We start from the raw sequence: 26596 nt of genomic DNA on the forward strand, positions 1-26596 counted from the left end.
CGCGGGTCTGGTGTCAGGGCAGCACCAGCCCGCCGCTGGCCTTGTGCAGCTCGCGCAGGCGGTTGCCGAGCTGTTCCAGATTGGCCTCGCCGGCCTCGATCTGCGCCACCAGCTCCGGCTCCAGCAGGCGGCGCACTTCCTGGTCCAGGCTGTGGGTCAGCTGGCGCAGGCGTGACTGGCGTTCGGCGCTGGCGGCTTCCAGTTGCTGCCACTCGCCCGGTTGCGGCAGGCCGTAGCCCGCGTCCAGCAGTTCCGCCGGGCGGCTGAGGAAGCCGCTGTTGTCGAGGATCTGCCGCAGGGTGGCGTCGGCCTCGGCGAAGCGCCCGTCGAGCCGGTCCTCGCGGGCGCCCAGGTAGCGCTGCTTGAGCTGCTCCTGGGCCAGCAGCAGCTGGCGGCGCAGGGCGGCCTGTTCCAGCAGCAGCAGGGCGGCGCCGGCACGCAGGTCGGCCCGGGCGAACCACTCGCGGCGCTGCTCGGGGGGCAGCGCCAGCCATTCCTCCACCTCCCGCTGGGGCACGTCCAGGCGCTCGCGCAGTATCGTGAACATGGCCTGGTAGCGGTCGCGGAAGGAGTCGAAGCGATAGCCCAGGCGCAGCGCCTCGCGCGGGTCGGCCAGCACGCTGCGGTCGGCCAGCCCACGCGCCTCGAGCACGTCCAGCAGGCCGGTGGGCATGATGCTGTCGAGGTCCTGCAACTCGCGGCGGCCGGTGCCGCTGCGCAGCAGCTTGAGGGTCTCCACCGCGCAGTTGTTGGAGAGGAACCAGTAGTCGCCGTCGTAGCTCCAGTGCTGCTCGGCGGCGCGCTGCACCAGGCGTTCGAGTTCGTCGCGGGACAGCCGCAGCGGCACCGAGGACAGGCCGCGCAGCTCGACCTTGGTGTATTCCTCGATCACCTGGGCCAGCGGCAGGATGAACAGGCGCGACGGGTAGGCGCCGGTCAGGCCGTCCCAGCTGGACAGCTGCACGTCGCCGACGAAGGCGCGGTAGGACAGCACCAGATGCTGGTCCAGGTCCAGCCGGCAGGCCGGCCCGCGCGGCCGCCCCGGCGCGCACACCACCAGGCGCAGCATGCTGTGGCCCCAGCGGCTGGCCCACTGCTGGTTGGGTTCGGCGAGCAGGTAGTCGACCTCGTAGACCCGCTCCGGGTCGAGCCGGCCGAGGGGCTGGCGGCCGAAGTCGCTGCCGGCGTTGAGGTAGGCGTAGTCGCCGGCGCATTCGGCCTGCGCCGCGGGCTGCCAGGCGAAGTGCTCGCGCAGGTGGCGCTGCAGGCCGGGGCGGCGGCAGGCGTAGGTCGGATCGAGCAGGAAGTACTCCATGTTCACCGCGACGAACTCGCGCGGGTTGCTCAGCTCGTAGGGGTCGGGGCTGCGCGCCACCTGGCCGTTGCCGTGCTCGCGGGCGCCGCGGCGCCCGACCCTCTGCGGCCAGCCGGCCAGGTCGAGCAGGCGCGGGTCGTCGCTGAGGCTGAAGCGGCGCCCGGTCTGCCCGCGGCAGAGGTCGCGCTGGCCGACCGGGCCGGCGCTGGCGAGGCTGGCGTCGCAGCGCCACTGCTGCAGGCGCTCGGCTGCAGGCCACAGGCGGGAGCGGTCGTACAGGTGGGTCAGTTCGTGCAGCACGGTGGCCAGCAGTTCGCGGCGCAGGCTGCCGTGGGGGCGGCCGCTGGCGGCATCGGCCTGGGCGGGGTCGAGCAGGCGCGGCAGCAGGCGGGCGTTGAGGCTGAGCGAGCGGGGGCCGGTCAGGCGGCCGTAGACGTGGGCGGGCAGGTCGTCAGACCAGTCGACCCGCACCTGGCGGTCCAGGCGCTGGACGAAGCTCGGCGGCAGGGCGGCCCCGGCCTGGTCGAGCAGTGCCTGGCTGGCCTGGCGCTCGGCGGCGGAGAGGCCGCGGGCGTCCAGGCTCAGGCGCAGTTCGGCATGGGCGCCGGCGCAGATGCCGGCCAGCAGCAGTGCGACCAGCCGGCGCGCGGCGCGCGCAATCACAGGGCGAGTATGGCTTCGGCCAGTTGCCGGTCGGAGGCGTGGCGGGCTTCCGGCAGTTGTTCGCGCAGGGTGGCGAACGCCGCTTCCAGGCTGGCGCCGCGGATGTCGCCCTGGCTGGCGACGAAGCTGGCGGCGTCGTCGCGGGCGGCCAGCACCACCTTCATGTCGCGGACCGAGGTGGTGGTGTCGGAGGTGAAGTCCAGGCTGCGATCCAGGGCACGAACGATGATGTTGCTGGTGGCCACCAGGGTCTGCGCCTGGGCGTGTCCGGCGAGGCAGAGGGTGGCGGCGAGCATGATGTGTTGCAGATGGCGCATGGTGGTTCCTGGCTTCGGTTGGTGCGGATGCCTATTGGACGAGAACTGGCGCCGGCGGTTCAAGCCCCGGCCGGTGATGCGGTGAGGGTAGCGGCACGGCGCGCGGGCATCCAGCGCCGCTCCGCTGACGGTGTTCCTCCAGGTTGGGAAAGGCGCCGTTCGACGGTGGGACGAGAGTGTTTCGATTCATTTATGTTATGTTATAACAATTATGAAAATACCCAGACAGGTTCCCGCCGTGCTCGATGAAGCCGAACTGCTGGCCATGCCCGCTTCCGACTACATGAACGCCCGCCAGCAGCAGTTCTTCCGCCAGCGCCTGCTCGACGAGCGGGACGCGCTGCGCCGGCGCATCGCCGAGGAGTTCGCCGGCCTGCGCGAGCAAGAGCCGACCAGCGACCCGGCGGACGCCGGCAGCGCCGAGGAACAGCGCCAGTGGCAGCTGCGCCTGCTGGAGCGGGAGAAGCGCCTGCTGGACAAGATCGACGACGCCCTGCAACGCCTGGCCCAAGGCGAGTACGGCTGGTGCGCGGAGACCGGCGAGCCCATCGGCCTCGCCCGGCTGTTGCTGCGCCCGACCGCGACCCTCTGCGTCGAGGCCAAGGAACGCCAGGAGCGGCGCGAGCGACATATCCGTGACCTGTGAGGAAAACCCGATGGAGAACCGTCTACCCGTCACCGTGCTGTCCGGCTTTCTCGGCGCCGGCAAGAGCACCCTGCTCAACCACGTGCTGAGGAACCGCGACGGCCTGCGCGTGGCCGTGATCGTCAACGACATGAGCGAGATCAACCTCGACGGCGAGGCGGTGCAGCGCGACGTCAGCCTCAACCGCGCCGAGGAGAAGCTGGTGGAGATGAGCAACGGCTGCATCTGCTGCACCCTGCGCGAGGACCTGCTGGAAGAGGTCGGCCGCCTGGCCCGGGAGGGCCGCTTCGATTACCTGCTGATCGAGTCCACCGGCATCAGCGAGCCGCTGCAGGTGGCCGAGACCTTCACCTTCCGCGACGAGCAGGGCCAGAGCCTGTCCGACCTGGCCAGGCTGGACACCATGGTCACGGTGGTCGACGGGGTGAACTTCCTGCGCGACTTCCAGGCCGCCGAGAGCCTGGCCAGCCGGGGCGAGACGCTGGGTGAGGAAGACCACCGGGCCATCACCGACCTGCTGATCGAGCAGGTGGAATTCGCCGACGTGCTGCTGATCAGCAAGGCCGACCTGATCGGCGCCGAGCAGTGCGCGGAGTTGCAGGCGATCCTGCGCCGGCTCAACACCCACGCGGACATCCTGCCGATGCGCCTGGGCGAGGTGGCGCTGGAGCGGGTGCTGAACACCGGCCGCTTCGACTTCGACCGGGCCGCGGAGGCGCCCGGCTGGCTCAAGGAAATGCGTGGCGAGCACGTGCCGGAGAGCGAGGAGTACGGCATCGCCTCGACCGCCTACCAGGCGCGTCGGCCGTTCCACCCGGAGCGCTTCTTCGCCTTCCTCGACCGCCCGTGGGAGAACGGCAAGCTGCTGCGTTCCAAGGGCTACTTCTGGCTGGCCAGCCGCTACCGCGAGGCTGGCAGCTGGTCGCAGGCCGGCGGCCTGATGCGCTACGGCCAGGCCGGGCGCTGGTGGCGCTTCGTGCCGCGCGAACAGTGGCCGCAGGACGAGGAAGGCCTGCGCACGGTGCTGGGCAAGTGGGACGCGGCGGTGGGGGACTGCCGCCAGGAACTGGTGTTCATCGGCCAGGGCATCGACTTCGACCGGCTGCGCGCCGAACTCGACGCCTGCCTGCTGAGCGACACGGAGATGGCCGAAGGGCCGGCCGGCTGGGCGCTGCTGCCCGATCCGTTCGCGGCAGCCGCCTAGCCTAGCGATCCATCCAGACGCCCTTGCTCTGCCGTTCGCAGGCGGGCTTGAGGTAGCGGGCGTCGGTGGCCACGCCGTAGTAGTGGATGTCCTGCTGGTACGGCGTGCCCTGCACGCGGGCGTTGCGGCACTCGCCGAAGGCGCCGCTGGGGCACTGCTCGACGAAACGCACCTCGACCTTCTGGCCCTTCAGCTGCGGCGCGCAGAAGCCGGTGCGGAACAGGTTGGCGGGGATGGTGCGGTTCTGCTGGCAGAGCTTCACTTCCAGCTCCTGGCCCTCGCTGTGCACCACGCAGGCCTCGGCCCAGGCCTGGCCGGCGAGGCCCAGCAGCAACAGGGTGGCAATGACGCGCATCGTTCGTCTCCTGAATCGGTGCGGCGACTTTAGCCTTTCCCGCCGTCGCGCGAAACCGCACCATAGGGTCATGCTCGCCAACATCCCCACGCATCTGATCGCCGGCCCGCTGGGCGCCGGCAAGACCAGCCTGATCCGCCACCTGCTGGCACACAAGCCGGCGGCCGAGCGCTGGGCGGTGCTGATCAACGAATTCGGCCAGATCGGCCTGGACCAGGCGCTGCTGACCGGCGGCCAGGACGGCGTGGCCATGGCCGAGATTCCCGGCGGCTGCCTGTGCTGCGTCGGTGGCGCGCCGTTCCAGGTGGGACTGACCCGCCTGCTGCGCCAGGCCCGGCCGGACCGCCTGCTGATCGAACCTTCCGGCCTGGGTCATCCGGCCGAGCTGCTGCGCCAGCTGGGCGAGGCGCCGTGGGCCGGGGTGCTGGCCGTGCAACCGCCGGTGCTGGTGTTGGACGCGGCGGCGCTGGCGGCGGGCCAGGCGCTGCCCGACAGCCAGCAGACGGCGCTGCCGCTGGCCGGTGTGCTGCTGCTGAACAAGGCGGAAGGGCTGGACGCGGCGGCTCGGGCGCGCCTGCAGGCACGCCTGCCAGACCTGCCGCTGCGCTGGACCCAAGGTGGCGAGCTGGACTTCGCCGAGTTGCCCGGCAGCGCCGTGCGCGCCGGCCCGGCCGACGAGGCGCTGCAACTGCCGGAGGGCGGTGCTCCGCTGGCGCAGGTCTGGCGCGACCCCGCCCGGCCGATCTGCCAGGTGCAGGCTCAGGCCGAGGGCTGGAGCATCGGCTGGCGCTTCCACCCCGGTCAGGTGTTCGAGCTGGAGCGGGTGCAGGCCTGGCTGGCCGGACTGCCCTGGCGCCGAGCCAAGCTGGTGCTGCGCGGCGTCGACGGTTGGCGGTCGGCCAATGCCCTGGACGGTGAGGCGCTCGACTGGCGCGCCAGCGAGTGGCGCAAGGACTCGCGCCTGGAACTGATCTTCGCCGCGCCGCAGGCGGCCGAGGAACTGACCGCCTCGCTGATGGCCTGTCTGCGCGGGCCGGCGTGATCCGCCGGCCCGTCGGAGCCCGCATCGCTCAGGGGTGGGCGTTGAACCAGGCGAGGATCTTGCCCGGCGACACGGCGAACCACTCGTGCCCGCCCAGCGGCTCGGTGTGCCGCGCCGTCTCTATGCCCTGCTGCAGCAGGCGGTCGTAGTACAGGTCCATGCTCCACCAGGGCACCACCGGGTCGATGAAGCCGTGCAGGAACAGGGTCGGTGGATGATCGGCCGGCAGTTGGCCGGGCACCACGCAGAGCGGTCCGCTGCAGGTGGCGTAGGAGCCGGACTGGATCGCCAGCGCCTTGAAGCGCCCCGGGAAGGACACCGCCATGCGGCTGCTGTTGTAGCCGCCGCTGGAGATGCCGGTGGCGTACTGGCGCTGTCCGTCGAGTGGGCCGAAGTGGCCGCTGGCGATGGCGCCCAGCACGTTGCCGAGGAAGTCGTAGTCGGTGCTCAGCTCATAGGCCTGGGCAAGGCCGGGGATGTTGGTCTGCCAGAACAGGTCGGCCGGCGCGCTGGGGGCGATCACCGCGTAGCCGTTGTCGAGCAGGGTTTTCACCAGCTTGCCTTCGTGGAAGCCGCCGAAGGGCAGGTTGCCGGTGTAGCTGAAGTCATCGAGCGGGAAGAACGAGCCCTGGTAGATCAGCACCACCGGCCAGCCGGCGGCCGGCGGTGTGCCCAGGGGCGTCTGGTAGATCACCTGGCGGGCGCCGACCAGGCCGGAGTCGATCCAGGTGGTGCGGTGGGGGCAGCTGACCTTGGCGGGCGAAAGGAGGGTGCGGGAGCGTTCGCTGCAGCGCGAATCGGCCATGGCGAGCTGGGGCAGGGTGAGGGCGAGCAGGCAGAGGAGCAAGGTGCGGAAAGCGATCATGGGGGTGATCTCCGTCGTTGTTGTTGTTCGATTGCTCGTCAAATAGAAACAGGAATTCCGATTCCGTCAAGTTGGAGAGGATCACTCTTGTCGGCGAAGGGGAACGGAAGGCCATGTCCCAATCGAGTGCTGTTGGCGAGGGCGATGACCCCATGGGAGCGGCTGGCGGCTGACAGGAGGCTTCGCGGACAAGTCCGCTCCCACAGAGGGTGAGCGGGACAACAACGGTTGATTCAGGCAACGAGCCCCATCGGCGAAGGCGGGGCGGGGAGTGGATCAAGGGTGGCGCTGGAACCAGTCGAGGATCTTGGCGGGGGAAGCGGCGAACCACTGGTGGCCGCCCGTCGGCTCGCTGTACAGCGCCGTCTCGATGCCCTGGTACAGCAGGCGGTCGTGGTAGGGCTGCATGCTGCTCCAGGGCACCACGCGGTCGGCCAGGCCGTGCAGGAACAGGGTGGCGGGATGGTCGGCCGGCAGCTCCTGCGGCACCTGGCAGCGGGCGCCCACGCAGGTGGCGAACGAGGCCGACTGGATCGCCAGGGCCTTGAAGCGGCCAGGGAAGGACACGGCCATGCGACTGGTGTTGTAGCCGCCGCTGGAAATGCCGACGGCGTACCAGCGGCTGGCGTCCAGTTTGCCGAAGCGACCGCCGTTCATGGCGGCGAACAGGTTCTCGAAGAACAGCCGGTCGTTGCTGTGCGCGTAGTCGTAGGCGTACTCCGGCTCGTTGGTCTGCCAGGCCTCGGCGGCCGTCAGCGCGTTGGGCGCGATCACCGCGTAGCCGTTGTCGAGCAGGGCGCGGATCAGCATGCCCTGGTAGAGGCCGCCGAACGGCATGTTGGCGGTGTAGGTGAAGCCGTTCACCTGCACCAGGGAACCGTGGAACAGCAGGACGACCGGCCAGCCGCCGGCGGGAGCGGTGCCGGTGGGCACTTGGAACACCACCTTGCGCGGCGCTTCGGCGCCGGAATCGATGGAGACCGTCTGGATGCTGCAGCTGATGGCGGAGCCGGAGCCGTTGGCGATGCAGCGGGAGGCGGCGAGGGCGGGGCTGGAGAGGGCGAACATCCCCAGGAGCGCGAGGATCAGGGCGGAACGATTGGGCATGAGCGACTCCGAGGTGGGGCGATGGGTCTCGGAGGATTTGACGCGATGCCCTGGCAAATATCACGTTTATTTGGCGCCAGAATTACGGCATGCGATGGGTGGCGCGGCTAAACGCGACAGGCCCTGGCAGAAAAATATCGTGCCGCTCTTGCCACCGTTTCGATTGCCGTCTAGATTATCGGAACCGATGTTCCGATTCCGATAAAAACAACACTGGAGGTCATCGTGATGCATCAAGGAAGAGGCCTGGCGGTCGCCGGCCTGGCTCTGCTCGGCGCGCTCCCCCTCGGGGTGGCGCAGGCGTTTCAGGTGCGTTCGGGCGACTGGACCACCTCGCTCGACACCACCGTGTCCTACGGCGTCAGCTACCGCATGGAGGGGCAGGACAGCAAGCTGATCGCCCGCGCCAACGGCGGCAGCGGCAGCAATTCCGCGCTGATCAACTCCGACGACGGCAACCTCAACTTCCGCAGGGGCGACCTGTTCTCCGAGATGGTCAAGGTGGTCTCGGAGATGGACCTGCGCTACCGGGAGCGCCACGGCCTGTTCGTCCGCGGCCGCGCCTTCTACGACTTCGAGCTGGAGGACGACTCCCGCCGCCACCGCCAGATCAGCGACGGCGGCCTGGACGAGGCCGGCTCCAGCGCCGACCTGCTGGACGCCTTCGTCTACGGCAGCTGGACGGTCAACGAACGCGATCTCAACGCGCGCCTGGGGCGCCAGGTGATCAACTGGGGCGAGGGCCTGTTCTACCAGAACGGCATCGGCGCGACCAACCCGGTGGACATCAACGCCCTGCGCGCGCCCGGCTCCGAGATCAAGGAGGCCTACCTGCCGACCTTCATGATCTACGGCTCCTACGAGCTGCGCGACAACCTCACGGTCGAAGGCTACTGGCAGCCGGGCAAGGCCTGGGAGGCGTCGAAGATCGACCCCTGCGGCACCTACTTCTCCACCCTCGACCCGCTCGGCGAGGACTGCGAATACCTGTCCGTCGCGCCGCTGCAGGAGCAGGTCACCGGGCTCGCCGGCGGCGCCCTGGCGTTCGACAGCCCGGCCGCGGCCCAGGCCTGGGCCAACGGCCTGCCGCCGGGCATGGTCAACGACCTGCTGCGCAGCTACATCCCCACCACCTTCATCCCCCGCGCCCAGGACATCGACGCCGATGGCGCCGCCCAGTACGGCCTGGCCCTGCGCTGGTACGTGCCGGCGCTGAACGACACCGAGCTGGGCTTCTACTACCTGCGCTACAACATGCAGGTGCCGATGATCGGCCTCACCGTCGGCCAGCCGCTGGTGCTGCCGGTGGTCGGCGCGCTGCCCAACGCCAGCAGCTCGCGCTACTACGCCGAGTACCTGGAGAAGCGCGACCTGTTCGGCATCAGCTTCAACACCTCGATCGGCGGCGACAGCATCTTCAACGGCCTGTCCCTCGCCGGCGAGCTGAGCTACCGGCCGGACACCCCGATCGCCCTCGGCCTCAACGAGTACCTGCCGATTGCCCTGCTCAACCCGCAGGGGCTGCCGGCCGGCACGCGCCTGGACGGCTACCGCGAGAAGGACATGTACCAGGCCTCGCTGGCGGCCATCTACAACTTCACCGGCCTGCTCGGCGCGGACTCGGCCGTGCTGTTCTCCGAGGTGGTGGCCAGCCGCGTGCAGGGCCTGGAGTCGGACGTCGACTACTACGAGGCCACCAGCAGCGCGTACGGCGCCCAGGCCAGCCTGCAGCTGACCTACACCAACGTGTTCAACCTGGTGAACCTGGTGCCCAGCGTCGGCTACCAGTACAGCATCAACGGCGTGGCGCCGCAGCTCACCAACGGCCTGGACGAAGAGGCGCAGAGCTGGTCGGTGGGCCTGGACGCGATCTACCAGGAAGCGCTGACCGTCGGCGCCAAGTACGTCGGCTACAGCGGCGGCGGGCTGTCGAACAAGCGCACCGACCGCGACTACCTGACCTTCAACATCAAGTACAGCTTCTGAGAGGGAACGCCATGCATCGCCTGAGAATCACCCTGCTGGCCGCCGCCCTCATGGCCGCACCGCTGGCCATGGCCCAGGTCGCCGCCGACCAGGCGGCCCGCCTGGGGCAGGACCTGACCCCGCTGGGCGCCGAGAAGGCCGGCAACGCCGCCGGCACCATCCCCGCCTGGGACGGCGGCCTGGCCCGCGACGCGAACGCCTTCGACGCCAAGCTCGGCTACAAGGACCCCTACGCGGCCGACCAGCCGCTGTTCACCATCACCCACGCCAACGCCGGGCAGTACCGCGAGCAGCTCAGCCCCGGCCAGCTGGCCATGCTCGAACGCTACTCGGGCAGCTGGAAGCTCAACGTCTACCCGACCCGGCGCTCGGCCTCCTACCCGGACAAGGTGTACGCCGCGATCAAGGGCAACGCCGCCACGGCGCGGCTGATCGAGAACGGCAACGGCATCGCCGACTTCAAGGTGGCCACGCCCTTCCCGATCCCCCAGTCGGCGCTGGAAGTGCTGTGGAACCACTTGGTGCGCTACCGCGGCGACAGCGTCAAGCGCTACTACGCCCAGGCCGTGCCCCACGCCAGCGGCAACTACTTCATGACCCAGATCGAGGACCTGTTCCTGTTCAACCAGGATGCCGGCGACGCCAGCAAGGACAACGGCAACGTGCTGTTCTACTTCCGCCAGTCGGTGCTGGCGCCGGCGCGCCTGGCGGGTACCGAGCTGCTGGTCCACGAGACCGTCGATCAGGTCAAGGAACCGCGCCTGGCCTGGCTCTACGCCGCCGGCCAGCGCCGCGTGCGGCGCACGCCGAACGTGGCCTACGACTCGCCCGGCACCGCCTCCGAGGGCATGCGCACCACCGACAACTTCGACATGTTCTCCGGCGCGCCGGACAAGTACGACTGGCAACTGATGGGCAAGCGCGAGATGTACGTGCCCTACAACAGCTACCGCTTCGCCTCCAGGGCCAACAAGTACGGCGACATCGTCAAGCCCGGCCACGTCAACCCGGACCTGCTGCGCTACGAGCTGCACCGCGTGTGGCACGTGCGCGCCACCCTCAAGGCCGGCCAGCGCCACCAGTACAAGCAGCGCGACCTGTACTTCGACGAGGACAGCTACCAGATCCTGGTGGTGGACCACTACGACAACCGCGACAACCTGTGGCGCGTCGGCGAGTCCTACACGCTCAACCTGTACGACCAGCCGCTGATCTGGACCAAGGGCGACGCGGTATATGACCTGATCGGCGGCCGCTACGTGATCGGCATATTGTCCAACGAAGAACCGGCGGACCAGTTCGATATCGCCCTGAAGCCCACCGACTTCACACCGGCGCAATTACGCCGCGATAGTCGTCGCTGATATTGGCGCAAATAAGCGGATCAACTTTGCGCAACTTGCAGATAACGGCAGACCACCCGGGAAAGTTCCGCGGGAAGAACTTCCCGGGGCGTCACGCCGAGACTGCCGACCATGGTGAAGTAGTTCAGCCCGGAGAGCAGCAGGTGGGCGCCGAGGTCGGCCGCCTGCTCCGGTGCCGGGTGCCCCAGGCTGTCGCGGTGGCTCAGCACGATGCGTCCGAAGGTCTGGCCGATGTAGGCGTTGAGCTGGTGGAAGCGCTGGCGGAACTGGGGGTCCATCGAGCTGCGCCGGATCAGCGCGCGAAGCAGGCCTTCGCGGCCTTCGAAGAGGCTCACCACGCCACCGATGAAGGCTTCCACCTGGCGCTCCAGGGGCGCCGCCTCGCCGGCGATGTCCGCCGCCAGGCCGTCGATGGCGGCGCGGCTCTGTTCAACGAAGCGCTCGTGCACGGCGTACAGCAGCACGTCCTTGTCGCCGAGCAGGCGGTAGAAGGTGCCGACCGAGGACTCGGCCAACTGGGCGATCTGGGAAATGCCGGTCTCTTCGAACTGGTTGTCGGCGAGCAGATCGGCGGCGACGTTGAGGAAGCGTTCCAGAGCCTTCTTGCTGCGTGTCTGGGTGGGACTGGCAATGCTGTACATGATCGGCTCTCGAAACGGCGCTGCCCGATTCTAGGGGGTTTGCCAGGGCAAGGCAAATAACGGGAGATGAACTAGAGGCGAAATAAAAGTTGATTGCCAGAGCAACTTTGTCGGTATCGGAAAGTTGCTCTGGCAAGGCTGTTTTATTGTCAACGAATAATGTGGGGAAGAACTTTCAATGGAATATATCGACTTGCCCAACGGCCGTTTCGCCTATATCCGCCAGGGCCGGGGATACCCGGTGCTGCTGCTGCACGGCCTGGGTTCCTCGCTGCTCGACTGGCAGCCGCAGATCGAACACCTGTCGCCGCATTGCGAAGTGATCGCCATGGACGTGCGCGGGCACGGCCGCAGCGAGCCGCTGCGGGCGCCGGTGAGCATGGCCGAGCTGGCCGCGGACGTGGCCGACTTCATCCGTGCCCTGGGCATCGGGCCGTGCCTGCCGGTGGGCATCTCCATGGGCGGCATGCTGACCTTCCAGCTGCTGGCCGACCACCCCGAGCTGGTGCGCGCGGCGGTGGTGATCAACAGCGCGCCGAGCTTCCCGGTCGACTCCTGGAAGGTGCGCTGCCAGGTCTGGCTGAGGCTGGGCCTGGTGCGCTTGCTGGGCCTGCCGGCGCTGGCCCGGATGCTGGCCGGCAAGCTGTTCCCCAAGCCGGAGCAACAGGCGCTGCGCGAGCTGATGACGCAGCGCATCGCCGGCAACGACCGCACCTCCTACCTGTTCGCCATGCGCGCCATTCCCGGCTGGTCAGCCCTGCCGGCGGCGGGCGAGGCGGAGGTGCCGCTGCTGGTGGTCAGCGGCGACCGCGACTACACCCCACTGGACTACAAGCGCGCCTACCTGGGCCAGTTGCGCAACGCCCGCCTGGAAGTGGTGGAAGACTCCGGCCACGCCACTCCATTGGACCAGCCGGAGCGGCTGAACCGGCTATTGCAGGCCTTTATCGCCGAGTATTCGGCACCTTTGCCCGACTGACGCGCCCACGGCGCGCCGTTACACTGGCCGTAGTCTTTCGCCGCGGCGCGCTTTCATGCAATTGCATCCCTGGTCCCACCCCACCTCCGCCGGTTTCACCCTCACCGGCTGGCACACCCCGCCCAGCGGCAAGCCGCTGCTGCACTTCCTGCACGGCAACGGCTTCTGCGGCCGCGCCTACGAGCCGATGCTGGCGCCGCTGGCCGAGCACTTCGACCTCTGGCTGTGCGACGTGCAGGGCCACGGCGATACCGAGCACGGTGGCCGCTTCCATGGCTGGAACCGCAGCGCAGAACTGGCGGTGGAGGCCTTCGAGGCCGGCCGCGGAAGGTTCGGCGAGGTGCCGCGCTTCGCCCTCGGGCACAGTTTCGGCGGGGTGCTGACCAGCCTGATCCTGGCCCGCCAGCCGCAGCTGTTCCAGCGCGCCGCGCTGCTCGATCCGGTGCTGTTCAGCAAGGCGATGATGGGTGTGATGGCGCTGTCCGAACTGGTCGGCCTGCACCGGCGCAATGTGATGGCGAAGAAGTCGGAGGCGCGCCGCCGGCACTGGCCGGATCGCGCCAACGCCTTTTCCCTGCTGCGGGGGCGCGGCATCTTCCGCGGCTGGAGCGACGCCGCGCTGCAGGCCTACGTCGACCATGCGCTGAAGGATGCCGCCGCCGGCGGCGTCGAGCTGAAGTGTCGGCCGAGCCGCGAGGTGGACATTTTCAGCTCCTTCCCTCGCCGCCTGTGGCCGTCCCTGGCCAGGCTGAGCACCCCGACCCTGCTGCTCTACGGCAGCCAGACCTATCCCTTCGTCGGCCAGTCCGCCCGCCGCCTGAGCGCGCTGAACGGGGCGGTGACCATCGCCGAGGTGCCGGGCGGGCACTGCTTCATGCAGGAGCACCCCGAGGACACCGCCGCGCGGGTCTTGGCCTTCCTCCGACCGGAGGGCTGAGGGTGGGGGCCAGCCGCGAGGACGTGTGGCTGGCGCTGTCCGCGCTCTGGCTGGACAACCAGCTGAACGAACACGATCACCGCCACATCGCTGGTGTGCTGCACGCCAGCGGCCTGCCGGCGGACGAGCTGCGTGCCATCTACCTGGAGGAAGTCGCGCCGCTGCTGTGGACCAATCACTGGGTGGCGGCGGGGGCCTGGGAAGGCTTCGATCCTGCCTGGCTCAGTGCCGGTTGCCGCCGTTTCCAGGCATTGCGCGGGCGCCGCTGGCATCGCTGGCGCTGTCGCCTGCTGCGCAGGCCCATGACCTACGCCGCCGAGCCGGAGTGGCGGCAGGTGATGGCGCGGCTGGCGGAGCTGCGGGAGTAGGTATCAGTCGACCCGGCGCTGGTCGTTCGGCCGCGGATGACTGCGGCGCCAGTCGTCGAGCTGGATCACCTTGTCGTCGGCCGGCGACGGCGGCTGGAAGGGGTGCGGTTCCAGCTCGATGCTGCCCAGGTGGCGGCCGTACATGCTGACGGTGCCGCTCAGGCGCTGCTCGCCGGTGACGGTGAACTCGAAGCCGTAGATGCGCGCCACCCGGCGCTGGCCGCGGATGTCGCGGACGAAGGCCAGGCGGCGGAAGGCGACGTTGCCATCGAGCAGTTCCACGTCCAGCTTGGCGCAATGCTGCTTGGCCAGCGCCAGGGCGCGCTCGCGGATGCCGTGGCCGCGCCACAGCCAGGCGCAACCGGCGGCGAACAGCATCAGAAGCAGTACATCCAGCAGATCGATCATGTGGACTCCGGTGTTTACAGGCCAAGCTTAACCGATCCGTGACGCCGCGCTCAGCTGCCGCTTGAGCCGGCCGGACTTCTTGGATAGGGTCGCGTCCTGCCATTCCCGCATGAAAAGGATGTCCCCATGCAATGCCCCGTCTGCCGCGACTCGCGCCTGCAACCCACCCGCCTCGACGAAGGCCTGCTCGCCCACGGCTGCCAGCAGTGCTCCGGCACGCTGGTGGCGCTGCTCTACTACCGCGACTGGGCCGAGCGGGCGCCGCAGGACGAGGCGCCGGAAGGCGAGCTGCAGGCCGAGCCGCTGAACGAGAGCGCCCATGCGCTGACCTGCCCCAAGTGCGCCAGGCTGATGAGCAAGTTTCAGATCAGCGGTACCCGCAGCAATCGCCTCGACCTGTGCACCACCTGCGACGAAGCCTGGCTGGACGGCGGCGAATGGCAGTTGCTCAAGGCCCTGCAGCTGAGCCGCAGCATCCCGGCGATCTTCAGCGAGGCCTGGCAGCGCCGCGTGCGCCAGGAGAGCGCCGAGCAGGCCCGCCGCGAGCGCTTCGCGCGCATCGCCGGCGAGGACGCCGTGGCCCGTGCCGACGAGGTGCGCGCCTGGCTCAAGGACCATCCGCAGCGCCGCGAGCTGCTGTTCTACATCGGCCACGAGTGAGCCGGCGGTGAAGACCTGGCAGCGCTGGCTGCTGATCGTCGTCGTCGCGCTGGGCGCGGGCCTCTGGCTGTGGACGCGGGACGAAGCGCTCGACCCTCGGGCCCTGGCCTGGCTGGAGGAGGTGGCCGCGCCCGGCGAAAGCGCCGCCTACCACCAGTTGATGGGCCTGGATGCCCCCGCCGGCCAGGACACGGCCGCCGCCGGGCGGCAGATCCTCGAGGCCCATCGCCAGTGGCGGGCGCAGCATCATTATCACGAGTCGATGGTGGCCGAGGCCGAGCGTGCGCGCATCGCCCTGCCCGGCAAGGCGCTGTGCGCGCTGGCCGAAGGCGACTGCCTGCAGCGCCTGCGCGCGGACCGCGCCGGGCTGGACGCGCTGCTGGCGCGCCATGCCGAGCTGCTGGAGCGCTACCAGCGGCTGCTGGCCCTGGACGACTACCACACCCTCAGCCAACCGAGCGCAGACGAGCCGCTGGCCAACTTCTCCAGCCTCGACCAGGCCAACCGGCTGCTCGCCGCCCGGGCGCTTGCCCTGGCGGACGCGGGCCGGGGCGACGAGGCGCTGGCTCTGCTGCAACAGGATGTGGCGCGGTTGCGCGCCTGGCTGGCACAGGCCGACAACCTGATCCTCAAGATGATGCTGGGGCGCCTGCTCGGGCGCGATCTCGACAGCCTGGCGGTGCTCGTGCGGGAGGGGCTGATCGCCAGGCCCGAGCCGCAGCCGGCGCTGAGCGAGGCGGAGCGTTCGCTGCACATGCCCATGCGGCGCGAGTTCGCCCTGCTCGGCAACGGCTTCCTGCACATGATGGACGACCCGCAGATCACCGCCGAACTGGCCGGCGGCGCCTGGCAGCTGAGCCTGCTGTACAAGCGGCACATGACGATCAACGACAGCCTGCCGGCCTACCTGCGCGTGGCCGAGGACTCGCGCCTGGACCCGCGCGCCTTCGCCGAGCTGGCGCAGCGAGGCGATCGGCCGCAGCCGGGCCTGTGGCGTCGCGCGCGCAACCCGATCGGCGTGGTGCTGGGCGGCATCGCGATGCCCAACTTCCATGTCTACCTGGCGCGGATGCACGACCTGGACGCCAAGCTGGCCCTGTTCGCCAGCCTCGGCCAGGCCGTGCCGGAAGCGGACAATCCCTACTACCCGGGCCGCAAGGCGAGCTGGAGCCAGGAACAACGGGTCTACTGCTTCGCCGGGCCGCTGGCGGACGAGCGGGGCCTGCGCTGCCTGCCCTGGACGGAGCCGCCCGCCCGCTGAGCCGCTAGTGAGGGGCGGTCAGGCGTGGGTCAGGTACCAGCGCCAGTCCTGCTCGCCCACCTCGCCCATGAACTGGCGGTACTCGGCCCACTTGATCGCCAGGAATACCTTGAGGAAGTCCTCGCCCAGCGCCTCGCGGGCCCAGCTGGAGCCTTCCAGGGCACGCAGGGCGGTGAGCCAGTCGGTGGGCAGGGTCTCGCGGACCTGCTCGTAGCCGTTGCCGACGATGGCCTCGCCCGGGTCGATCTGGTTTTTGATGCCGTGGTGGATGCCGGCGAGGATCGCCGCCGCCGCCAGGTAGGGGTTGGCGTCGGCGCCGCAGATGCGGTGCTCCACGTGGCGGCTGTGCGCGGGGCCGCCCGGCACGCGGAACGATACGGTGCGGTTGTTCACTCCCCAGCTCTTGGCCAGCGGCGCGTAGCTGTTGGCCTGGAAGCGGCGGAACGAGTTGGCGTTGGGGCAGAAGATCGCCAGGGCGTCGTCCAGGGTGGCCATCATCCCGCCGATGGCGTGCCTCAACAGCGTGCCGGGCCCGCTTTCAAGGTCGGAAAGCTCTGAGGCCATCAGGTTGTTGCCGTCACTGTCCGCCAGGCTGACGTGCAGATGCAGGCCGCTGCCGGCCAGGTCGTCGAACGGCTTGGCCATGAAGCAGGCCTGCAGGCCATGTTTATTCGCCACGCCCCTGACCAGGCGCTTGTAGCGCACACCCTCGTCCACCGCCTGGAGGGCGTCGAAGCGGTGCTCCAGGGTCAGTTCGAGCTGGCCCGGGGCGTATTCCGAGATGGCCGTGCGCACCGGCAGGCCCTGCACTTCGCAAGCGGCGTAGAGGTCGTCGAGGAAGGGCTGCACCTGCTCCAGCTCGTACACGCCGTAGACCTGCGGCGCCTGGGGGCGCACGCCGTTCGCCTGTACGGCCGGCTGCGGCCGGCCATTGGCGTCGCGGTGCTTGTCCAGCAGGTAGAACTCCAGCTCCACCGCCATCACCGGGTGGTAGCCGTCCGCCTCGAGCGCCTCGATGGCGCGCACCAGCACGTGGCGCGGATCGGCCGGGCTGGCCGGCAGGCCCTGCTCGGGGTGCATGCTGACCTGCAGCTGGCCGGTGGGGATCGCGCGCCAGGGCTGCAGGGTCAGGCTGCCGGGCAGCGGGTAGGTCCAGCAGTCGGCGTCGGCCACTTCCCAGACCAGGCCGCTGTCTTCCACATCCTCGCCCTGGATGGTCAGCGCCAGGATCGAGCTGGGCAGCGGCCGGCCGTGCTCGTAGACGGCCAGCAGCTCGTCGCGGTGCAGCAGCTTGCCGCGCGGGATGCCGTTGGCGTCGATCAGCATCAGCTCGATGCTGCGGACTTCCGGGTGGGCGGCGAGGAAGTCGAGGGCTTCCTGGGGATGGGCGAATCGCATGGAGGTGTCCTTGATCTGTTCCCCTCTCCCTTTGGGAGAGGGGTTAGGGGTGAGGGTGATCCAGGCGAGGCAGAGCTGCATGTTTCGAGCCTCCCTCACCCCAGCCCTCTCCCGGAGGGAGAGGGCGTCAGAGGCGGGCGCCGGGGATGGCCAGCAGCTCGCCAAGCGCCTCGTCCAGGGTGGCGATCAGCCTGTCCACGTCCGCTTCCGTGGTGCTCGGGCAGCACAGGGTCATGTTGTGGAACGGGGTGATCAGGATGCCGCGGTTGATCAGGTACAGGTGCAGTGCCATCTGCAGCTCGTCGTGGAAGGCCGCCTCGGCCTCGGCGCCGGTCTTCGGCGACACCGGGCAGAACTGGAACTCGCTGCGCGCGCCGAGTTCGGTCACCGACCACTTCAGGTCGTGCTTGCCGATCAGCGCGCGGAAGCCGTCGGCCAGGCGCTTGGCCAGCGGCAGCATGTGCGCGTAGGCGGCCGGGGTCATCACCTGTTCCAGGTTGGCGCGCATGCAGTGCATGGCGAGGGCGTTGGCCGACAGGGTGGTGCCCATGCCGCTGTGGCCGTGGCCATGGCTGTCCTCGCTGGCGCGCTTGCGCGACTCGGTCATGGCCTCGGCCATGGCTGCGCTGCAGCCGAAGATGCCACAGGGCACGCCGCCAGCGATCGGCTTGCCGACCACGAAGAAGTCCGGGTCGAGGTCCCACAGCCGGGTGCAGCCGCCGATGTCGGTGGAGATGGTGTGGGTCTCGTCGATGATCAGCAGCGCGCCGTATTTGCGGGTCAGCTCGCGGCACTGCTGCATGAAGCCCGGTTCCGGCAGGACCATGCCGATGTTGGTCATCGCCGGCTCGCACAGCAGGGCGCAGACGTCGCCCTTCGCCAGCGCGGCTTCCAGCGCCTCGACATCGTTGAACGGGATCGAGCGGCTGTACTGGGTCAGGTCGTAGGCCTGGCCGACCAGGCCGGAGCGTGGCACGGTCTCGCCGTCGCGGTGGCGCACCATCACGTCGTCGACGGTGCCGTGGTAGCAGCCGTCGAACACCAGCAGGGTCTTGCGTCCGGTGATGGCGCGGGCCCAGCGCAGCACGTAGCGGTTGGAGTCGGTGGCGGTGGCGGTGACCTGCCAGAACGGCAGGCCGAAGCGTGCGGCCAGCAGCTCGCCGCAGACCACCGCGTCCTCGCCTGGCAGCATGGTGGTCAGGCCGTTGGCGCCCTGCTCGGCGAGGGCCCTGGCGATCGGCTCCGGCGAGTGGCCGAACATGGTGCCGGTGTCGCCCAGGCAGAAGTCGATGTATTCGTGGCCGTCCATGTCGTAGAAGCGCGCGCCCCTGGCGTGCTCGACGAACAGCGGCACCGGGGTCGACCAGTCGGCCATCCAGTGCATCGGCACGCCGCCGTACAGGGAGTGGCGGGCGCGCTCAGCCAGGGCCACGGATTTGGGATTGCGGGCGAGGAAGCGCTCGCGCTCGCGGGCGGCGAAGGTCTCCACGGCGGACGGGCTGATACCGCTGGCAGTCATGCTGAACACCTCGTTCGAATTTCTGCACATGCTATTTTGTGATCACAAAAATATCAACTGATGGTTTAATAGCCGTATTTAACGCCGTTTTCCTTATGTATGTGATCACAAAAGACCAGGAGCACATGATGCGAGACTGTTCCCTGACCCTCAGCCAATTGCCCGCGCCGCCACGGGATCGCTGACGCCATGGCTGACAATCTGCAGGAAAGACTCTACCAACGGATTCGCGAAGGCCTGCTCGAAGGGCGCTTCCAGCCCGGCGAGCGGCTGAAGATCCGCGACCTCGCCGCCCAGTGGGGCACCAGCCCGATGCCGGTCCGCGCCGCGCTGCAGCGCCTGGTGGCCGAGGGGGCGCTGGAGGGCGAGCCGCAGCGCTCGGTGCGGGTGCCAGCGATGACCCGCGAGCGCTACCAGAACATCTTCCAGGTGCGCCTGGGCCTCGAAGGCCTGGCCGTGGAGTTGGCCACGCCCAACTTGACCCCCGCCGACATGGCCGAGCTGCGCGACTGCGTGCAGCGCATGGACCTGGCCATCGAGCAGCGCCAGGTGCAGGACTACCTGGAGGCCAACAGCCGCTTCCACCTCAGCCTCTACGGCGCTTGCGGCAATCCGGTACTGCTGCGCAGCATCGAGTCGCTGTGGCTGCAGATCGGCCCCTTCTTCAACCGCCTGTTCACCGGCGCCGATCTGTCGCTGCGGCTCAACGACTTCCACGAGGAAGCCTTTGCCGCCATCGAGGCCGGCGATGCCAAGGCGGCGCGCCATGCCATGGAGCAGGATCTGATCTACTTCGCCCGCTTCCTGCTCAACCTGCTGGAGCTGGAAGGCGCGAACAGCGTAGGGCGGGTGAAGCCCGCGTGAACGGGGCTCACCGTAGAGCGGGTGGGCTCGCCAAGGTGTGTGCCCACGCGGGTTTCACCCGCCCTAGCGGACGCAATCCGGGACGACCGGCGCTCAGTTCTCCAGCCAGACGTCCCGGCACCAGTGCCACACCGAGTCCCATATCTCGTCGGTGAGTTCGCCGGTGCGGCCGTCCCACAACACCACCTGGCCTTCCACATCCACTGCGTAGTAGTCGCGGCCGTCCTGGCACAGGGGTACCAGGTCGCGCGGCAGGCCCAGGTCCCAGGCGGTGGCGGCCACTTCCGGCAGGTAGGTGTGGGAATGCGGGTCGCTGGCGGTGACCGGCTCCAGGCGGCCGTAGACCACGTCGCTGACCTTGAGCAGGAATTCGCGCAGTTCGAAGGGCAGGTGGATGAGGATCTGCTCCTGGATTTCCACCAGGGTCTCCTCTTCCGGCAGCTCCAGCGGCACCGGCACCGGCTCGTTGAGTTCGCGCAACTGATCGATGACTTCTTCCACGGGCGTCTCCAGGGGGGAGGGAACGGAGTCGGCTAGAGGGTAGCCGATCGGAGGCGCGTTTTACCGCGAGCCGACGGGGAAGGGAAGAACCCCGGGCGAACCCGGGGCTCGGCGGCTCACATCAGGCGACCGCCATCCTCGCGGGTGACCACCACGGTGGCCGAGCGCGGCCGCCGCCCCGGGCCGTCCGGCCAGGCGCTGAGCAGGTTGGTGGCGGTGGAGCCTTCGCCCGGGTGCTGGATGTTGACGAACAGGGTGCGGAAGTCCGGCGTGGCGCTGATGCCGGTGACCTCGGCGCCCAGCGGCCCGGTCAGGAAGCGCTTGAGGTCGCCGCTGCGCGGGTCGGCCACCAGCATCTGGTTGTGGCCGAACGGGCCGCTGGAGAGCTGGCTGCCGCTCATGTCGGTCTGGATCCACAGGCGGCCGTCCGGGTCGAACCAGAGCCCGTCCGGGCTGGCCAGGATGTTGCTGTCGTCCAGTGGCCTGCCTTTCGGGTCGCGGCTGTCGCCCTGCGGGCCGGCCAGCAGGAAGATGTCCCAGTTCAGGCGCTTGCCGGAATGGTCGCTGCTGTCCTCGCGCCAGCGGATGATGTGGCCGTAGGCGTTGGCCACGCGCGGGTTGGAGGCGATGGCCTGGGTGCGCGAGGTGTTGTTGGTGAGGGTGAAGTACACCTCGCCGTTGTCCGGGTTGACCGCGCCCCACTCCGGGCGGTCCATCTTGGTGGCGCCGACGAGGTCGGCGGCCAGGCGGGTGTTGATCAGCACTTCGCCCTGGTTGGCGAACTTCACCCCGGCCTTGGCGCAGGCGGCCTGGAAGGCCGAGTCCTTGAGGTCCAGCGCCAGCCAGTCGCCGCTGCCGTCGACGTTGAAGCGGGCCACGTAGAGGGTGCCGTCGTCCAGCAGGCGGCCGGGCTTGCCCACGATCGGGAAGTAGCGTTCGCGGCTGACGTACTTGTAGATGTACTCGTTCTGCGAGTCGTCGCCGGAGTAGCACACCAGCGGGCTGCCGATGCGCTGCGGCGCGAAGACCAGGCCTTCGTGGGCGAAACGGCCGAGGGCGCTGTGCTTGATCGGGGTGGAGGTCGGGTCGAAGGGGTCGATCTCGACGATCCAGCCGAAGTGGTTTGGCTCGTTGCGGTAGTCCTCGCGGGCGTCGGCGGCCTTGCGGGTGGCGTCGAAGCGCTCGAACTCGTCGCCCGGCAGGGTCTCCCAGCCGAAGCGGCTGGTGTCGCGCAGGCCGTAGCGCTTCAGCTCGCGCGGCTGGTCGGCGTCACGGGTGGCGAAGTAGCCGGCCCAGTTCTCCTCGCAGGTGAGGTAGGTGCCCCAGGGCGTGAAGCCGTTGGCGCAGTTGTTCTGGGTGCCGCGGGTGGCGGTGCCGTCCGGGCTGTAGCGGGTGCGCAGGAGCGCGTTGCCGCGCGCCGGGCCCTGGATCTGCATGGGCGTGGCGGCGGTGACGCGGCGGTTGTAGCGGCCAGGCACTACTTCCCACTCGCCCAGGCGGTTGCGGCGGATCTCGACGATGGTCACGCCGTGGGCGTTGATTTCCTTGCGCACCTCGTCGGGCACCGTGCGCTTGCCGTCCACGGTGGTCGGGCCGTTGGGGTGCAGCAGGGGCGCGTCGATGTATTCGTTGTTGAACACCAGCAGGCCGTGGTTGGAGTCGTTACCGCCGCCGTGGCGGCCGTCGATGGGGAAATAGTGCATGCCGTCGTGGTGCATGCCGACCTGCTCCGCCTGGTCCTGGGCGCTGTTGCTGGCGTCCTCCAGGAACGGCGGCAGGTTGCCGCTGATGGGCGTGCCCCAGGGCGCCAGCACGCTGGCGCGATAGCCCGGCGGCACGGTGATGGTGTCGGCGCGGTTCACCGGTATGGCCTCGAAGGGCAGCCGGTTGCGCCGGGTGAACGGCTTCTCCGGCCCCGCCGCCTCGGCCACCTGGGGCAGCACGCCGAGGAAGCCGAGCGCGCCGAGGGCGGCGCCACCGGCGAGTATCTGCCGGCGGCGCTGGTCGATCAGCTCGCTCATGTGCGGGTTGGCGGAATGGTTGCTGGGGAGTTCGTCGCCGCTGCCAAAAAGCACGGCGTTCTGTTCATCGAAGCTCACGGTTCGGTTCCTTCTGCTGAGGATGCGACGGAGCCACGACGCTAGCGGTCGATGGAGACGAAACGATGACGGTTGTGTGGCGATTCGGTGCCCTGGGAGCGGGTTAACGTTTCCTGCGTTGCTCGGCGCCGCTCATGAGGCGGGCATCGAGCAGGGCATGGTGGGGGATGTCGCGTTCAGCCAGGTCGCTGAGCAGCTTCTTGTCCTCGCGGCAGCAGGCGTTGCCGGGCAGGCCGTGCGCGCCGAGCAGCTCCAGCAGCAGCGGCCAGTCCCAGGCCAGGGCGTCGCTGACGATCTCGACCTCGTCGTAGCCGGCGATGAAGGCGTGCAGCGCCTTGCCGGCTTCCGCCCGGCTGCGGCCGTGACGGGCCGGTTCGAGCTGGGGCAAGACGATCTCGTGGACGAAGGCGGAACAGTCGGCCGGGCTCCAGCCGTCGTTCAGCTCGACGTAGAACTCGGCGCCGGCCGGGTCGACCAGAGCCAGGCTGATCAGCCGGTAGTCGGGGGTGAGGCGGGTGAATTCGGTGTCGAGGAAGAGGGTGTGCATGCGGTGCGCCTGGCGGGGAGATGGCGCGACTCTAGCAGATGGAGAAAGCCCCCGGTCGTTGCGGCCGGGGGCTTCGGGATCAGCCGTTCTGGCGGATGCCGGCGACCAGCCAGGGCTGGTTGTCGCCGTTGACGCGTTCCATGCGCCAGCTTTCGCTGAAGGCCTCGCCCTGGTCGAAGCGCGAGGTCTTGGCCAGGCCACGGAAGGTCAGGGTGGCGACGGTCTTATCGGCCAGTTCGTCGATGCCGTCCAGCTGCACGTCGAGGTCATCGATGTAGGTGGACTGGTAGGCGTCGCCCAGGCTGACGCGCTCTTCCTTGAGGAAGCTGAGCATCTGCGGGGTGACAAATTCGGCGATCTTGTCCATCTCCGCCGCGTCCCAGTGCTGCTGCAGCGCCAGGAAGTGGGTGCGGCCGGCCTCGATGAAGCGTGGCTCGTCGAACCAGGCCGGGGCCTTGACGGCGGGACGTGCCGGGGCGGCGCTGCCGAAGATCGGTGCCTGCTGCTGCGGCATCTCGCGCTGCATGCCACCGGCCACGGCCGGGCGGCCCTGCTGCTGGCGACGCGCGGCGAACAGCTTGAAGATGACGAAGGCGATCAGGCCGAGGATCAGGAAGTCGAAGATCTGGAAGCCTTCGAAGCCATCGCCCATGAACATGGAGGCGAGCAGGCCGCCGGCGGCGATGCCGGCCAGCGGGCCGAGCCAGCGCGATGCGCCGCTGGCGGCGGCCGGGCGCTGGGCGCCGGCGGCATTGTTGGCGGCCGCGGGCTGGTTGGCCTTGGGCGCTTCCGCCTGGCGGCTCTGGTGGGTCGGTGCCGAGCCGAAGGACTTGCCACCGCCCATGCGCTTGGCGCTGGCGTCGAGGCTGAGGGTCAGACCCAGGCACAGAGCCAGGGCGATGCTGAGAAAACGCTGCATGTGGGGTGATCCCGCTGAGGTTGTGAGTCGCGCGTCATGCTGCCGCAGTGTTGGGACTCCCGCCAGCCGGAGAATGTTTCCGGATTTATGTGGGCAGCTCGTATAGAGGCGGCACGTGTGGTTCTGTCGGTCAGCGGCGCAGCAGCCAGGCGAGCGGCCCGCCCCGTAGCTGTCGACGCAGCAGGGCGCGCAGGTCGGCATCGCCTTCTCCGGGGTGGCGCAGCCAGTGCACGAAGGTGCGCAGGAACACCACGCTGAGCAGGCTTTCCTCGGCCACCCGCGACAGATGCAGGTTCTGCCGCCGCGCCGCCTCGCGCCACCATTGCACGGTGCGGCTGACCCGCAGCAGCGCGCCGGCCTGCAGGTGGACATGGCCGAGCTCCAGCTTGTACAGCAGCATCTGCCCGGTCAGAGCATGGTGCGTGGCCATGCCGCCGAGCCAGGCGACCAGCAGCTCCTCCAGCCGCTTGCTTGGGCTCAGGGTGGCGAGATCGGCCGCCCTGGCTCGCTCGAACAGCGCCCGGTCGGCGCGGTCCAGCCAGGCCTCGACCAGATCGTCCTTCTGCCCGTAGTGGCGGGCGATGGCGGCCAGGTTGCAACCCAGCGCCTCGGCCACGTCATGCAGGTAAAGCCGCTCCCAGCCGCAGACCTCGGCCAGGTCGAGGGCGGTATCGAGGATCCTGTCGGCGGAAGGAGTGGTGCGGGGCATGGAAGGTACCTCCGCCGGACAGTATGGCCAGCCTGGCGGTGTCCTCGGAAAGACCCGACGGGTGGAGCCTGCTTCCGTCTGGCAGTTGTCGGTCTCGTGATGAGACCTGATCGTCGTTTACGACACGCCCGGATTGTCGGGTTCGTCGTGTTCGGCTGGAATTGACCTGACTGGTATGGGCATCGTTTAAGACGATGCTCCGTGGAGCCTGCACGGAAGCAGGCCTTCTTAAATCTGAGCAAAAGGACTTGCCCCATGAGTGAATCCGCAGGCCTGCCGGTCTCGCATATCGGCCACGAAGTGGCGGGTGCGGTGATCGTGACCGGCTCCCCCAACGTATTCGTCGGCAGCACGGCGGTGGGCATGGCCGACCAGCCCTCCGCCTGTTCGCCGAGCGTCGGCCACCCGGTCAACCCGATCCTGGGCGCCAAGCTGCTGCCGGCGGAAACCGACTTCGTCCTGCCGGCGCCGATGCCCTTCGCCTTCAGCCGTGGCTACCTGTCGCGCGATGGGCGCATCGGCAGCCTGGGCCAGGGCTGGTCCCTGCCCGGCGAGGGGCTGGGCCTGGAGCTGGATACCGACAGCACCACCCTCAGCGACGCCCAGGGCCGGCGGATCGCCTTTCCCGCCCTGAAGCCGGGCGCCTCGTACTACTCCGGCAGCGAACGGCTGTGGATGCGCCGTGGCGGTTCCGAAGCGGACCAGCCCTGCGAGCCCTGGGGCCGGCGCTGGACCGGCGTGCCCGAGGCGGTGCAGCAACACGAAGGCTCCATCGTGCTGCTCTCCGGACAAGGCTTCGTGCACTTCCGCCGCGACCCGGCCGGGCGCTGGCGCCTGCACGCCACTTTCGACCGCAACGGCTACCGCACCGAATTCGGCTGGGGCGAACAGGGCGTGCTGTCGAGCGTGCGCGATAGCGCCGGGCGCAGCTACGCCCTGGTCTACCAGCGCCTGTTCGAGGCCCGCGAGGAAGACCACGGCCTGCGCCTGCTGGGCGTGATCCTGGCCAACCCGGCCGGGCCGATCCCTGCCGGCTTCGACCCCGCCCACCCGGACAACGACTGGCTGGTGCGCTACGACTTCAGCGCCGAGGGCGACCTGAGCCAGGTGCGCAACCGCATCGGCGAAGTGGTGCGCACCTTCACCTGGCGCAACCACCTGATGACCGGCCACGGCCAGCCCGGCGGCGTGGACATGCGCTACGAATGGGACCGCCACGACCCACAGGGCAAGGTACTGCGCCAGATCGAAGCGGATGGCCTGACCCACATCTACCACTACCGCGACGACCACACCGAAGTCACCGACAACCTGGGCCGCAGCCAGCGCTACGCATTCACCGGCGAAGGCGGCCTGCGCCGCTGGAGCGCCCACGTGCGCGCTGATGGCAGCCGGATCGAATACGAACACGACCTGTTCGGCCGGCTGGTGGCGACCCGGGACGCCCTGGGCCGGACAAGCCGGCGCTACCTGGACGGCGAGGGCCGCCCGCTGGAAACCCAAAGCCCCGGCGGCGCCTCGCAGCGCCACACCCTCGACCCCGAGACCGGCTGGCCACTCGGCCTGCAGGACGCCGAAGGCCGACGCTGGACCCTGACCCGCGACGAGCGCGGCAACCTCACCCATATACTCGACCCACTGGGCGAACAGACCCGCTACGAATACACCCACCCCCAACTGCCCGACCGCCCCACCCGCATCATCGACGCCAAGGGTGGCGCCAAAACCCTGGCCTGGAACCGTTACGGCCAACTGGTCAGCTACACAGACTGCTCGGGCCACACCACCCACCACGAATACGATGACCAAGGCCGGCTCATCGCCAGCCGCGATCCCCTGGGCCAGCGGGTGGTTCGCCATTACGACCGCCTCAATAGACTTATCGGCCTGCGCCTGGCCGATGGCACGGGCGAGCAATACCA

Annotated in this window: 26 protein-coding genes; 12 read left to right on the top strand and 14 right to left on the bottom strand. The window is 69.2% G+C overall.

Annotated features, from left to right (window positions below; all coding sequences use genetic code 11):
- Nucleotides 1-13: 13 nt before the first annotated feature.
- Nucleotides 14-1975 (bottom strand): DUF4105 domain-containing protein, encoded by a 1962-nt coding sequence (locus N7640_RS24345; protein WP_279904997.1) that lies wholly within the window; start codon nucleotides 1973-1975, stop codon nucleotides 14-16.
- Nucleotides 1975-2286, bottom strand: coding sequence for a DUF2388 domain-containing protein (locus N7640_RS24350; protein WP_279904996.1), 312 nt, complete (start codon nucleotides 2284-2286; stop codon nucleotides 1975-1977). Before N7640_RS24350 ends, N7640_RS24345 begins: the two co-directional genes overlap by 1 nt.
- 274 nt (nucleotides 2287-2560) lie before the next feature.
- Between N7640_RS24350 and dksA the strand changes: the two genes are divergently transcribed.
- The gene (gene dksA / locus N7640_RS24355; RefSeq protein ID WP_262880335.1) at nucleotides 2561-2941 is read left to right on the top strand and encodes an RNA polymerase-binding protein DksA; all 381 of its coding nucleotides are present in this window, start codon (nucleotides 2561-2563) and stop codon (nucleotides 2939-2941) included.
- 10 nt (nucleotides 2942-2951) lie between these two features.
- The gene (zigA, locus tag N7640_RS24360; RefSeq protein ID WP_279904944.1) at nucleotides 2952-4145 is read left to right on the top strand and encodes a zinc metallochaperone GTPase ZigA; all 1194 of its coding nucleotides are present in this window, start codon (nucleotides 2952-2954) and stop codon (nucleotides 4143-4145) included.
- Between the two features lies 1 nt (nucleotide 4146).
- On the opposite strand, the gene N7640_RS24365 is transcribed toward zigA, so the two are convergent.
- Complete coding sequence (locus N7640_RS24365; protein ID WP_220811179.1) at nucleotides 4147-4500, bottom strand: NADH:ubiquinone oxidoreductase; 354 nt, start codon at nucleotides 4498-4500, stop codon at nucleotides 4147-4149.
- A gap of 70 nt (nucleotides 4501-4570) precedes the next feature.
- Between N7640_RS24365 and N7640_RS24370 the strand changes: the two genes are divergently transcribed.
- Complete coding sequence (locus N7640_RS24370) at nucleotides 4571-5542, top strand: CobW-like GTP-binding protein (protein WP_279904943.1); 972 nt, start codon at nucleotides 4571-4573, stop codon at nucleotides 5540-5542.
- A gap of 28 nt (nucleotides 5543-5570) precedes the next feature.
- On the opposite strand, the gene N7640_RS24375 is transcribed toward N7640_RS24370, so the two are convergent.
- On the bottom strand, nucleotides 5571-6407 hold the full coding sequence (locus N7640_RS24375; RefSeq protein ID WP_279904942.1) for a plasmid partitioning protein: 837 nt from the start codon (nucleotides 6405-6407) through the stop codon (nucleotides 5571-5573).
- Nucleotides 6408-6683: 276 nt separating this feature from the next.
- On the bottom strand, nucleotides 6684-7514 hold the full coding sequence (locus N7640_RS24380; protein ID WP_279904941.1) for an alpha/beta hydrolase-fold protein: 831 nt from the start codon (nucleotides 7512-7514) through the stop codon (nucleotides 6684-6686).
- A 228-nt stretch (nucleotides 7515-7742) separates the two neighbouring features.
- Between N7640_RS24380 and N7640_RS24385 the strand changes: the two genes are divergently transcribed.
- Both N7640_RS24385 and N7640_RS24390 read left to right on the top strand, forming a co-directional pair.
- Complete coding sequence (locus N7640_RS24385; protein WP_279904940.1) at nucleotides 7743-9500, top strand: DUF1302 domain-containing protein; 1758 nt, start codon at nucleotides 7743-7745, stop codon at nucleotides 9498-9500.
- An 11-nt stretch (nucleotides 9501-9511) separates the two neighbouring features.
- A complete protein-coding gene (locus N7640_RS24390; protein ID WP_279904939.1) occupies nucleotides 9512-10864 on the top strand; it encodes a DUF1329 domain-containing protein in 1353 nt (450 codons plus the stop codon).
- A gap of 20 nt (nucleotides 10865-10884) precedes the next feature.
- Here N7640_RS24390 and N7640_RS24395 read toward each other — a convergent pair whose 3' ends face one another.
- Complete coding sequence (locus tag N7640_RS24395) at nucleotides 10885-11505, bottom strand: TetR/AcrR family transcriptional regulator (RefSeq protein WP_279904938.1); 621 nt, start codon at nucleotides 11503-11505, stop codon at nucleotides 10885-10887.
- Between the two features lie 178 nt (nucleotides 11506-11683).
- Between N7640_RS24395 and N7640_RS24400 the strand changes: the two genes are divergently transcribed.
- Genes N7640_RS24400 through N7640_RS24410 form a run of 3 tightly spaced genes read left to right on the top strand, consistent with a single transcriptional unit; the run spans nucleotide 11684 to nucleotide 13789 of the window.
- Entirely contained in the window at nucleotides 11684-12484 is an 801-nt protein-coding gene (locus N7640_RS24400) for an alpha/beta hydrolase (RefSeq protein WP_279904937.1), read from the top strand.
- Nucleotides 12485-12539: 55 nt separating this feature from the next.
- Nucleotides 12540-13421: an alpha/beta hydrolase gene (locus tag N7640_RS24405; protein WP_279904936.1), complete on the top strand. Its 882-nt coding sequence runs from the start codon at nucleotides 12540-12542 to the stop codon at nucleotides 13419-13421.
- 2 nt (nucleotides 13422-13423) lie between these two features.
- The gene (locus tag N7640_RS24410) at nucleotides 13424-13789 is read left to right on the top strand and encodes a hypothetical protein (protein ID WP_279904935.1); all 366 of its coding nucleotides are present in this window, start codon (nucleotides 13424-13426) and stop codon (nucleotides 13787-13789) included.
- 3 nt (nucleotides 13790-13792) lie between these two features.
- On the opposite strand, the gene N7640_RS24415 is transcribed toward N7640_RS24410, so the two are convergent.
- Nucleotides 13793-14197, bottom strand: a complete 405-nt coding sequence (locus N7640_RS24415; protein WP_220811189.1) for a DUF3301 domain-containing protein — start codon at nucleotides 14195-14197, stop codon at nucleotides 13793-13795.
- Nucleotides 14198-14323: 126 nt separating this feature from the next.
- Here N7640_RS24415 and N7640_RS24420 point away from each other — a divergent pair, with 126 nt between their 5' ends.
- Nucleotides 14324-14857 carry a zf-TFIIB domain-containing protein gene (locus tag N7640_RS24420; protein ID WP_279904934.1) on the top strand — a complete coding sequence of 178 codons (534 nt, stop codon included), beginning with the start codon at nucleotides 14324-14326 and terminating at the stop codon, nucleotides 14855-14857.
- Between the two features lie 7 nt (nucleotides 14858-14864).
- Nucleotides 14865-16118: a hypothetical protein gene (locus N7640_RS24425; RefSeq protein WP_279904933.1), complete on the top strand. Its 1254-nt coding sequence runs from the start codon at nucleotides 14865-14867 to the stop codon at nucleotides 16116-16118.
- Between the two features lie 18 nt (nucleotides 16119-16136).
- On the opposite strand, the gene N7640_RS24430 is transcribed toward N7640_RS24425, so the two are convergent.
- Together N7640_RS24430 and N7640_RS24435 are read right to left on the bottom strand one after the other, a co-directional pair.
- A complete protein-coding gene (locus N7640_RS24430) occupies nucleotides 16137-17516 on the bottom strand; it encodes a glutamine synthetase family protein (protein ID WP_279904932.1) in 1380 nt (459 codons plus the stop codon).
- Nucleotides 17517-17643: 127 nt separating this feature from the next.
- Complete coding sequence (locus N7640_RS24435; RefSeq protein ID WP_279904931.1) at nucleotides 17644-19035, bottom strand: aspartate aminotransferase family protein; 1392 nt, start codon at nucleotides 19033-19035, stop codon at nucleotides 17644-17646.
- Nucleotides 19036-19224: 189 nt separating this feature from the next.
- On the opposite strand from N7640_RS24435, the gene N7640_RS24440 reads away from it, so the two are divergent.
- Nucleotides 19225-19899 (top strand): GntR family transcriptional regulator, encoded by a 675-nt coding sequence (locus N7640_RS24440; protein WP_279904930.1) that lies wholly within the window; start codon nucleotides 19225-19227, stop codon nucleotides 19897-19899.
- 93 nt (nucleotides 19900-19992) lie between these two features.
- Here the strand turns inward: N7640_RS24440 and N7640_RS24445 are convergent, their stop codons facing one another.
- The 5 genes from N7640_RS24445 to N7640_RS24465 form a co-directional block, all read right to left on the bottom strand.
- The gene (locus N7640_RS24445; protein WP_220811195.1) at nucleotides 19993-20400 is read right to left on the bottom strand and encodes an SMI1/KNR4 family protein; all 408 of its coding nucleotides are present in this window, start codon (nucleotides 20398-20400) and stop codon (nucleotides 19993-19995) included.
- A 116-nt stretch (nucleotides 20401-20516) separates the two neighbouring features.
- Nucleotides 20517-22499 carry a PhoX family phosphatase gene (locus N7640_RS24450; protein WP_279904929.1) on the bottom strand — a complete coding sequence of 661 codons (1983 nt, stop codon included), beginning with the start codon at nucleotides 22497-22499 and terminating at the stop codon, nucleotides 20517-20519.
- A 103-nt stretch (nucleotides 22500-22602) separates the two neighbouring features.
- On the bottom strand, nucleotides 22603-23046 hold the full coding sequence (locus tag N7640_RS24455; RefSeq protein ID WP_279904928.1) for a hypothetical protein: 444 nt from the start codon (nucleotides 23044-23046) through the stop codon (nucleotides 22603-22605).
- Between the two features lie 79 nt (nucleotides 23047-23125).
- Nucleotides 23126-23965, bottom strand: a complete 840-nt coding sequence (locus N7640_RS24460) for a hypothetical protein (protein ID WP_279904927.1) — start codon at nucleotides 23963-23965, stop codon at nucleotides 23126-23128.
- A 130-nt stretch (nucleotides 23966-24095) separates the two neighbouring features.
- Nucleotides 24096-24674 carry a TetR/AcrR family transcriptional regulator gene (locus N7640_RS24465; protein WP_279904926.1) on the bottom strand — a complete coding sequence of 193 codons (579 nt, stop codon included), beginning with the start codon at nucleotides 24672-24674 and terminating at the stop codon, nucleotides 24096-24098.
- Between the two features lie 255 nt (nucleotides 24675-24929).
- Between N7640_RS24465 and N7640_RS24470 the strand changes: the two genes are divergently transcribed.
- Nucleotides 24930-26596 (top strand): DUF6531 domain-containing protein (locus N7640_RS24470; protein ID WP_279904925.1); only part of this gene is annotated, 1667 nt, incomplete at its 3' end.

This window comes from Pseudomonas sp. GD04015 (assembly GCF_029837675.1).
Lineage (GTDB): Bacteria > Pseudomonadota > Gammaproteobacteria > Pseudomonadales > Pseudomonadaceae > Aquipseudomonas > Aquipseudomonas paralcaligenes.

Coding starts and splice junctions, on each gene's coding strand:
- N7640_RS24465 (WP_279904926.1), bottom strand. CDS start 24,674: ATGCCCCGCACCACTCCTTCCGCCGACAGGATCCTCGATACCGCCCTC.
- N7640_RS24390 (WP_279904939.1), top strand. CDS start 9,512: ATGCATCGCCTGAGAATCACCCTGCTGGCCGCCGCCCTCATGGCCGCA.
- N7640_RS24405 (WP_279904936.1), top strand. CDS start 12,540: ATGCAATTGCATCCCTGGTCCCACCCCACCTCCGCCGGTTTCACCCTC.
- N7640_RS24380 (WP_279904941.1), bottom strand. CDS start 7,514: ATGCCCAATCGTTCCGCCCTGATCCTCGCGCTCCTGGGGATGTTCGCC.
- N7640_RS24460 (WP_279904927.1), bottom strand. CDS start 23,965: ATGCAGCGTTTTCTCAGCATCGCCCTGGCTCTGTGCCTGGGTCTGACC.
- N7640_RS24365 (WP_220811179.1), bottom strand. CDS start 4,500: ATGCGCGTCATTGCCACCCTGTTGCTGCTGGGCCTCGCCGGCCAGGCC.
- N7640_RS24415 (WP_220811189.1), bottom strand. CDS start 14,197: ATGATCGATCTGCTGGATGTACTGCTTCTGATGCTGTTCGCCGCCGGT.
- dksA (WP_262880335.1), top strand. CDS start 2,561: ATGCCCGCTTCCGACTACATGAACGCCCGCCAGCAGCAGTTCTTCCGC.
- N7640_RS24400 (WP_279904937.1), top strand. CDS start 11,684: ATGGAATATATCGACTTGCCCAACGGCCGTTTCGCCTATATCCGCCAG.
- N7640_RS24375 (WP_279904942.1), bottom strand. CDS start 6,407: ATGATCGCTTTCCGCACCTTGCTCCTCTGCCTGCTCGCCCTCACCCTG.
- zigA (WP_279904944.1), top strand. CDS start 2,952: ATGGAGAACCGTCTACCCGTCACCGTGCTGTCCGGCTTTCTCGGCGCC.
- N7640_RS24420 (WP_279904934.1), top strand. CDS start 14,324: ATGCAATGCCCCGTCTGCCGCGACTCGCGCCTGCAACCCACCCGCCTC.
- N7640_RS24440 (WP_279904930.1), top strand. CDS start 19,225: ATGGCTGACAATCTGCAGGAAAGACTCTACCAACGGATTCGCGAAGGC.
- N7640_RS24430 (WP_279904932.1), bottom strand. CDS start 17,516: ATGCGATTCGCCCATCCCCAGGAAGCCCTCGACTTCCTCGCCGCCCAC.
- N7640_RS24370 (WP_279904943.1), top strand. CDS start 4,571: ATGCTCGCCAACATCCCCACGCATCTGATCGCCGGCCCGCTGGGCGCC.
- N7640_RS24455 (WP_279904928.1), bottom strand. CDS start 23,046: ATGCACACCCTCTTCCTCGACACCGAATTCACCCGCCTCACCCCCGAC.
- N7640_RS24435 (WP_279904931.1), bottom strand. CDS start 19,035: ATGACTGCCAGCGGTATCAGCCCGTCCGCCGTGGAGACCTTCGCCGCC.
- N7640_RS24385 (WP_279904940.1), top strand. CDS start 7,743: ATGCATCAAGGAAGAGGCCTGGCGGTCGCCGGCCTGGCTCTGCTCGGC.
- N7640_RS24395 (WP_279904938.1), bottom strand. CDS start 11,505: ATGTACAGCATTGCCAGTCCCACCCAGACACGCAGCAAGAAGGCTCTG.